Annotated in this window: 5 protein-coding genes, 1 rRNA gene and 1 riboswitch; of the genes, 5 read left to right on the top strand and 1 reads right to left on the bottom strand. The window is 38.7% G+C overall.

Going from position 1 to position 6,094, the window contains the following annotated elements:
- Positions 1-124: 124 nt before the first annotated feature.
- Positions 125-240: ribosomal RNA gene (gene rrf, locus C406_RS0117620) — 5S ribosomal RNA — on the top strand.
- Between the two features lie 780 nt (positions 241-1,020).
- On the opposite strand, the gene C406_RS0117615 is transcribed toward rrf, so the two are convergent.
- Entirely contained in the window at positions 1,021-2,205 is a 1,185-nt protein-coding gene (locus tag C406_RS0117615) for a pyridoxal phosphate-dependent aminotransferase (RefSeq protein ID WP_017381978.1), read from the bottom strand.
- Positions 2,206-2,289: 84 nt separating this feature from the next.
- Between C406_RS0117615 and C406_RS0117610 the strand changes: the two genes are divergently transcribed.
- The 4 genes from C406_RS0117610 (at position 2,290) to C406_RS0117590 (ending at position 6,085) form a co-directional block, all read left to right on the top strand.
- Positions 2,290-3,084, top strand: coding sequence for a carbon-nitrogen family hydrolase (locus tag C406_RS0117610; RefSeq protein WP_017381977.1), 795 nt, complete (start codon positions 2,290-2,292; stop codon positions 3,082-3,084).
- An 80-nt stretch (positions 3,085-3,164) separates the two neighbouring features.
- Positions 3,165-3,273, top strand: a riboswitch (SAM riboswitch).
- A gap of 288 nt (positions 3,274-3,561) precedes the next feature.
- Entirely contained in the window at positions 3,562-4,575 is a 1,014-nt protein-coding gene (locus tag C406_RS0117600) for a methionine ABC transporter ATP-binding protein (RefSeq protein ID WP_017381975.1), read from the top strand.
- A complete protein-coding gene (locus C406_RS0117595; protein WP_017381974.1) occupies positions 4,565-5,236 on the top strand; it encodes a methionine ABC transporter permease in 672 nt (223 codons plus the stop codon). Before C406_RS0117600 ends, C406_RS0117595 begins: the two co-directional genes overlap by 11 nt.
- Before the next feature lie 18 nt (positions 5,237-5,254).
- Entirely contained in the window at positions 5,255-6,085 is an 831-nt protein-coding gene (locus tag C406_RS0117590; protein WP_017381973.1) for a MetQ/NlpA family ABC transporter substrate-binding protein, read from the top strand.
- Positions 6,086-6,094: the final 9 nt, after the last annotated feature.

Genomic DNA, 6,094 nt, shown 5'->3' with positions numbered 1-6,094 from the left:
AGATTGAATGGCTTTCAATGGCTCGTTTATCCAGTTTTGAGTGAACAAAAGATTTTTCACTCAAAACACTTGCAATAAACCTTGAGTATTGGTATAATAATACTTGTCTTTAAAAAACAAATAGTCTAGTGATAATGGCAAAGAGGTCACACCCGTTCCCATCCCGAACACGGAAGTTAAGCTCTTTAGCGCCGATGGTAGTTGGGGGTCTCCCCCTGTGAGAGTAGGACGTCGCTAGGCAAATAAGAAACCGTTACCTGTAAAAGGGTATCGGTTTTTTTGTGTGGTTTTATCCATGCTTTAATAGAGGATGTGTGAGAAGTGGGTTAAACAAAGAGTTCAGGGAGATAAGGAATGAGACCTGGAGCATATAGCATACGGAATAACCTACGTTGTGACGAAAATCATTAGATGTATTTACCAGTTGTTCAACTAACAATTCAACTTATTCATGAATACCATCATCACTTTCTGATGTTTTCGTCCCCTAATAAGTAGCGAAGCGAAAATCAACCCAATTATTCCTCCTCGATTGATCCCTCGAAAAGGTGTTATATGGATAATATTGGGTGAAACGGAATAAAATCTGGTTCTAGCCGATTAAACGAGTTGCGAAGCCGATTGAAACCTCTCCGAAGCCGAATAAATCCCTATTTAAGCCGATTAAAATTTTTCAACTATCTAATAAATAGTAATATGTATCTTCTACTGACAGAAGTTAAGTTCTTTTGCGTAGATGTTAGTTTTAGGGTCTCCTCCTGTGAGAGTAGGATGTCGTTAGGCAAATAAAAAACCGATACCTGTAAAATGGTTATCGGTTTTTTATTTTTTTCGAGTTTTAATAGACGTGTGTGTGAAAGAGAAGGAATAAAGAGTTAGGGAAAAAAAGTGCTGAATCTAAATATCTGGCTGACTAAGTTGACTAGGCTATGAAACGTGATTGACCGGTAAATTTTCATAATAGAAAATATCCTTCAAAAATAGTCTTATTAAATCAAATGGACTTAAAATTGGATATTGTTACTCATTCGTCATATCCTTATTAAAAATGCCTAATCTCCCTATGCGCTCAATCGCTTCTTCTAAACGATGTTCATCTACTAATAATCCAACGCGAATATAGCCTTCTCCAAATTCACCAAAGCCAATTCCGGGTGCTACGGCTACGTCTGCTTCACTTAACAGTTTATCTGCGAAGTTCTGGCTTGTGTACCCTTTTGGGACGTTTAGCCAAGCAAAGAATGATCCTCTAGGAGCTTCTACTTTCCATCCGATGCGATTGCATGCAGAGATTAGCGCATTTCGACGTTTTTCGTAGTTATTTACAAAAGTAGTCACACATTCTTGATTTCCATTTAATGCAGCTACCGCGGCATGTTGTACGGCGGGGAATAGACTGACAAACATATGGTCTTGAATCACGTTTATTGCATCAATTATTTGTGAATTGCCGATAGCAAAACCGATACGCCAACCGGCCATATTGAATGTTTTAGACATTGTGTACATTTCAATGCCAACGTCTTTTGCACCTTTTGCTTGTAAATAACTTACTGGCTTAACTCCATCAAATCCAACGGCTCCATAGGCAAAATCATGGCATATAGCGATTTCGTTTTCTTTGGCAAATGCCACAGTGTCATTGAAAAAATTAAGGTCCGCAATCGCTCCTGTAGGATTATTTGGATAGTTAAGATACATGAGTTTTGCTCGTTTTTTACTCTCTTCAGAGAGCGCTCCATAATCGGGTAAAAAGTTATTTTCAGCGATAAGTGGTAACGTTTCAAGTTGAACGTCGGCTAATACGACTCCTGACAAATAGTCTGGATAACCAGGGTCTGGTAGCAACATCCAATCGCCAGGATTTAACACGGCCATTGGCAATTCAACAAGGCCAATTTTCGTTCCAGATAAAATAGCTACTTCCGTTAATGGGTCGATGTCTACATTGTATTCACGTTTATAAAAATTAGCAGCAGCTTCTTTCAATTCGCTAATTCCTCGGAACGGCGAATATTTATGGGTAGTTGGGTTTTCAACAGCTTCTTGAAGTGCTTTTACGATATGTAAAGGGGTAGGTTGATCAGGATTACCTTGACCTAGGTTGATCACATCGCGTCCTTGAGCAATAGCATCTCCTGTTTTTTGCACTAGAGAAGCAAAAAATTGTGGAGGTAATTGTTTTAGTTTTTTTGAAAGTTTCATGGCAGTTCCTCATTTTCTGAAATAGTTGCAATCGTCTGCCAAATCTTATAACCTTTTGTGTATATTGTCTATAGGAGGTGTACCATGAAAATCGCATGCATTCAACTCAACGTTGCGTTTGCCGATCCCGATAAAAATTTTCATAACGTCCAAATGTTAATTGAAAAAGTCGTAAATGAAGGTGCAGAGCTCGTTGTTTTACCTGAAATGTGGAATACTGCATATGCATTAAAAGAATTAGAGCAACTTGCTGATTTCGAAGGGAAACGAACGAAAAAGTTTCTTTCTGAACTGGCGCGTTTACATCACATCCACATCGTAGGTGGTTCGGTTTCTACGAAAAAAGGAACTAACTTCTACAACACCATGTATGTATTTACGAACGATGGTAAACTTGTTGCAGAATATGATAAAGCGCATTTATTTCGTCTGATGGATGAACATCTTTATCTACAAGCAGGAAATAAGGAAAATGTGTTTTATTTAGGTTCCATTCAAGCCGGAGGACTCATATGTTATGACTTAAGGTTTCCTGAATGGTTACGGGCACACGCATTAGCGGGGGCGAAGGTGTTATTTATTCCAGCACAGTGGCCAGAGTCTCGTATTGATCATTGGAAGATCTTACTGCAAGCACGTGCAATTGAAAATCAATGTTTCGTGATCGCTGTGAATCGAACTGGTAGTGATCCAAATAATCATTTTAATGGACAATCGATGATTATTGCACCTTGGGGTAAAATCTTGTGGACTGGTGCTGAACAAGAAGAGTACGCAGTGATTGATGTTGATTTTTCGGAAGTTGAAGAAGTGCGTAAACGTATACCTGTTTATGAAGATCGTAGACCAGCACTTTATAATTCATTATTTGAAAAGTGAAAATTTTATTCAAAAAGTGTTTGACACTTGTCGAAAAACAACGTAGTATTTGGTTTCAGCAACAAAACAACTACATACGGAATTTATCAAGAGAGACTGAGGGATAGGCCCTATGACGTCCGGCAACCTCCAGCACGAGCTGGGAAGGTGCCAATTCCTACAGAATGAAATCATTCTGAAAGATAACCAAAATCCAATTTTCGGTGCCTCTTTCTTTATGAAGGGGGCTTTTTTGCGGGGTAAGAAAGTAAAAGTTTTGCTTCAGGTCCTCAGTCGAAAGAAAGGCTTTCGTATCGATTCTTCGGACCTGTGTCAATCTAGCAGCTTTACGTTTTTCTTGGTTAATAAAGTATAAGTTCGATAAATAAAGTTTATTTATCGAATTAAACATATACAGCTCGCATATCCGCTTAAGAAAATCTTTATTGACTTTCAAATCGAGGTATAGTGACGCTTTTGGTGAAAAGGGGCTTTGTGATGATAAGAATTAAAGAGTTGACTAAAGAATACACAACAAAAAAAGGTCCTGTAATTGGTGTTAATCAAGTAAACCTCACGATCTCTAAAGGGGAAGTGTTCGGGATTGTCGGATATTCAGGAGCCGGCAAGAGTTCATTGCTACGCTGTATCAACTTACTTGAACGACCTACGGGTGGCAGTATTGAAGTAAACGGGCGTGACCTGACAAAATTAAAAGGTGAGGAATTACGAAAAGCACGATTGAAAATCGGTATGATTTTTCAACACTTTTACTTAATTAGTCAAAAGACAGTAGCCGAAAACATTGCATTTGCATTGAAAGCTGCAAGTACTCCGAGAGAGAAAATTGCAATTCGTGTTGTGGAATTGCTTGAGATGGTTGGTTTAACAGATAAGAAAGATGTGTATCCAGCTCAACTAAGTGGAGGACAAAAACAACGTGTTGGCATAGCCCGTGCATTGGCAAATAATCCGGCCGTGTTATTGTGTGACGAAGCTACTTCAGCACTCGATCCAAACACAACATTATCCATTTTACGGTTACTCAAAAAAATCAATCGCGAATTAAATATCACGATTGTGTTAATCACGCATGAAATGAATGTGGTAAAAGAAATTTGTGATCGCATGGCAGTTATGCAAGATGGTCGTGTCGTAGAAGAGGGGGATGTGTATGACATCTTCTCAAACCCTGTAACGGATTTGACGAAAGAATTTATTAGCAGTGTTGTATCGTTTGATGTGCCTCAGTCAATATTAGACGCTTGTAAAGGTCGACTCGTGAAGGTTTTATTTAGAGGAGATGTTGCAGGTGAGGGAATTATAGCAGATACAGTTAAGCAATTTGATATAAAAGCGAACTTCCTACATGGTTCGATTGAATACATTCAAGAAAGACCACTTGGTTTGTTTTTGATGGAAATAAAAGGGGAACCAGATGATGTTACGAGGGCTATCACATATATGGAAGGCCGAGGAGCGCAAGCGGAGGTGATTAGAAATGGGCTTTGATTTTCAGCATATGATAGAACTTGGACCAGATATTATGAAAGCATTTGGACAAACGATGCACATGATCGGAATCTCACTGACGGTTGCCATTATTATAGGATTACCACTGGGGATCGTACTTTTCATTACTGATCGGGGAGTATTCTTAGAAAATAGATTTGTGAAATCGACGCTTGGTTTTGTATCCAATATGGTACGTTCCATTCCGTTTATTATTTTGTTAGTAGCACTTATTCCTTTAACTAAATTACTCGCAGGCACTATTATTGGACCAGGAGCAGCAAGTGTTTCCTTGTCCGTTGCGGGCATTCCATTTTTCGCTCGAATCATCGAAACGTCTTTACGTGAAATTGATAAGGGTGTCATTGAAGCGGCTATTGCAGTAGGCGCAACACCTTGGATGATTATCAAGGATGTCTTATTACCAGAAGCAAAATCGAGCATTGTGCAGGGGATTACATTAACCGTCGTTAGTCTGATTGCCTATTCTGCAATGGCGGGTGTAGTAGGCGGTGGCGGTATTGGTGACTTAGCCATTCGCTTTGGTTATTACAGGTACGACAATACAATCATGATTGTCACGATTGTTATATTAATTGTTCTCGTTCAAATCATTCAATTAATAGGTGACTGGACGTCTAAAGCAATAGATAAAAGATAATAGAGGAGAGAAATGAACATGAAAAAAGGATTATTTACAATTATCTTAGTTATCTTAATGACAGTACTTGCAGCTTGTGGTGGGGATAAGGAAGCGGGTACAGATACAGCAGATGAAAAATCTGTTAAGTTAGGCGGAACAGCTGGTCCTTACAGTGATATGTTAAACAAAGCGATTAAACCAGCTTTAGAAGAAAAGGGATATAAAGTTGAGATTATAGAATTTAGTGATTATATTCAACCAAATAACGCATTAGATAATGGAGATATTGATGCGAACCTTTTCCAACACTCAATTTATTTAGAGAATTTCTCGAAAGAAAACAATATGGACTTAACTGGTCTTTTAACAGTGCCGACTGCACCAATGGGCATTTATTCAAATAAATTCGAGTCAATTGAAGAGATCGAAGAGGGTGCTACGATTGCGATACCAAATGATCCAGTAAACGCAGCACGTACTTTCTTAGTCCTACAAGACCATGACTTAATTGAATTAGATTCAAGTTCAGAGCCATTAACAGTTTCTGAAAAAGATATCAAAACGAACACGAAAAACTTAGTGTTCCAACCAATTGAAGCAGGTGGGTTGCCTCGTGCTGTAGAAGGTTCCGACTTAGCTGCAGTTCCAGGAAACTTCGCTTTAGCAGCAAAAATGGATTTATTGGATGCTTTAGTTCTTGAAGATATGCCAGATCAATACCGTAACTTAGTTGCCGTAAAGACTGAAAACAAAGATTCACAACTTGCGAAAGACTTAGTTGATATCGTAGAGTCACCAGAATTTGAAGCAATAATCGACAAGGATTTTGTAGGATTCGGTAAGCCAGAGTGGATGGAAAACCGTTAAGAGAGAAGG

Origin of the sequence: Paenisporosarcina sp. TG-14 (assembly GCF_000297555.1) — a bacterium.
Taxonomy (GTDB): Bacteria; Bacillota; Bacilli; order Bacillales_A; family Planococcaceae; genus Paenisporosarcina; species Paenisporosarcina antarctica.
This window is presented reverse-complemented; position numbering and strand designations above follow the sequence as displayed.